The following is a 2,199-nucleotide window of genomic DNA, read 5'->3' as shown; positions in this document are numbered from 1 at the left end:
GATCCGGGTGCGCACCGCCGACCCGCACGACGACCGGCCGGTGGCCGACGGTGAGCAGGGCGAGCTCCAGTTCGCCGGGCCGACCGTCGTGGACGCCTACCTCGGCGGGGACGACGCCGGGGCGCGCACCGCGGACGGTTGGTTCCGCACCGGCGACCTCGCGGTTCGCAGCGAAGACGGTGGCATCGAATACGTCTGCCGGATGGGTGACGTGCTGCGGTTGAGCGGTTTCCTCGTCGCGCCCGCCGAGATCGAGCACCGGCTGGCCGCGCACGAAGCGGTCAGCACCGCCAAGGTCGTAGGCGCGCGGACCGGGAACGGCGTGCGGGCCGTCGCCTTCGTCGTGCTCACCGAGCCCGCCGCGGCCACACCGGCCGAGCTGCGGGAATGGTGCGCGGCGACGCTGGCGAAGTTCAAGGTGCCCGCCCGGGTGCGCATCATCGACGAGATGCCCACGACCTCGGGCACCAACGGGGCCAAGATCCGCGCCGCCCAGCTGCGCGAGTGGGCCGAGAACTACCAGGAGGACGCTGATGGCTGATGTCGTGATCTGCGAACCGCTGCGCACCCCGGTCGGCGGCTTCGGCGGGTCGCTGGCGGAGGTCCCGCCGCACACCCTCGCCGCCACCACGATCCGGGCGCTGCTGGAACGCACCGGGCTGCCCGCGGACTCGATCGACGACGTCCTGCTGGGCCACTGCTACCCGACGATGGACGCTCCGGCGATCGGCCGGGTCGCCGCGTTGGACGCCGGGCTGCCGGTGACGGTGCCGGGCGCGCAGGTGGACCGGCGCTGCGGATCCGGGCTGCAGGCGGTGCTCAACGCCGCGATGCAGGTGGGCAGCGGCGCGTCCGAGCTGGTGCTGGCCGGCGGTGCCGAATCGATGTCGAACGCGCCGCACTACTCCACCTCGATGCGCCGCCCGCAGAAGGGCGGGCCGGGTGTGATGCTGCACGACTCGCTGGCCAAGGGCCGGGTCACCGCGGGCGGCGAGAACCACCCGGTGCCGGGCGGGATGCTGGAGACGGCCGAGAACCTGCGCCGCGACTACTCCATCGCACGCGAGGAGCAGGACGAACTCGCCGCCCGCTCGCACCGGCGCGCCGCCGCGGCGTGGGAGGCGGGCCGATTCGCCGACGAGGTCGTGCCGGTCACCGTTCCCGGCCGCAAGCAGGACACCGTCGTCGAGCGGGACGAGCACCTCCGCCCGGACTCGACGCCGGAGGTCTTGGCGAAGCTGCGCCCGGTCATGGGCAAGCAGGACTCGGCGGCCACCGTCACCGCGGGCAACGCGTCCGGGCAGAACGACGGTGCGGCGATCTGCGTGGTGACCACGCCGCAGAGGGCCGCGCAGCTGGGGCTGCGGCCGCTGGCGAAGCTGGTCTCGTGGGGGATCGGCGGGGTACCGCCGGCGACGATGGGCATCGGACCGGTGCCCGCGGTCGCCAACACGCTGGACCGGGCCGGGGTGGCGCTGTCCGAGGTCGACCTGATCGAGTTGAACGAGGCGTTCGCCGCCCAGGTGCTCGCGTGCCTGCGGGAGTGGCGGCTCACCGACGCGGACCTGGATCGGGTCAACGTCAACGGTTCCGGGATCTCGCTCGGGCATCCGGTGGGAGCCACCGGCGGGCGGATCCTGGCGACGCTGCTGCGCGAGATGCAGCGCCGCGAGGTCCGCTACGGCCTGGAGACGATGTGCATCGGCGGCGGCCAAGGACTTGCGGCCCTGTTCGAGCGGGTCGGCGAAGCGTAGCGCCTCCGGAAAACCTCGCAACAGCGGCGAAAGTGCAACTTCCGTCCACTGAGTACGGACGCTCGCGCGTCTCTCGCGGCAGCCCGCGCCCGTATGTTTTCCCCCGTCACAACAGGAACATTCGGCAAGAACCGGGCGCGCGGGCGGGTTTACCGTGAACCGGGCCAGCTACGCGAAACCAGCGGGCGGGCCGCCCGCCCGCCCGCGGATCGCCACGGGGGTTCGCGCCATGTCCAAGCCGCACAACGGAAAAGCCGGCACCGTTCGCAGAACGCTGGGCGTGCTGCTCGGCGTGCTCGCGCTGACGGCCACCATCAGCTCCGGCGCTGCCGCGGCCACTCCACCGGACCCGCACCACTCCGACGCACCGCCGAGGCTGGTGCCGGTCCGGATGGTCGACTACGCGCTGCTGCAACCGGAATTCCTCCCGCCGGGGCGCTACACG

General features: G+C 72.9%; 1 protein-coding gene and 2 pseudogenes. All 3 read left to right on the top strand.

The features are described from left to right. Positions 1-541, top strand: a pseudogene (locus tag IJH84_RS20110) (AMP-binding protein); the annotation flags it as partial. Further along, positions 534-1,754 (top strand): acetyl-CoA C-acetyltransferase, encoded by a 1,221-nt coding sequence (locus tag IJH84_RS20105; RefSeq protein WP_295147511.1) that lies wholly within the window; start codon positions 534-536, stop codon positions 1,752-1,754. The pseudogene IJH84_RS20110 and the gene IJH84_RS20105, both read left to right, overlap by 8 nt. 229 nt (positions 1,755-1,983) lie before the next feature. Further along, positions 1,984-2,199, top strand: a pseudogene (locus IJH84_RS20100) (hypothetical protein); the annotation flags it as partial.

Origin of the sequence: Saccharopolyspora sp. (genome assembly GCF_017434145.1) — a bacterium.
GTDB lineage: Bacteria > Actinomycetota > Actinomycetes > Mycobacteriales > Pseudonocardiaceae > Saccharopolyspora_C > Saccharopolyspora_C galaxeae.
Note: the sequence above shows the minus strand (reverse complement) of the source record. Positions and strands in the feature narration are given on the sequence as shown.

What these genes read in the sequence shown, in the direction of transcription:
- IJH84_RS20105 (WP_295147511.1), top strand. Translation starts at nt 534, where the DNA reads ATGGCTGATGTCGTGATCTGCGAACCGCTGCGCACCCCGGTCGGCGGC.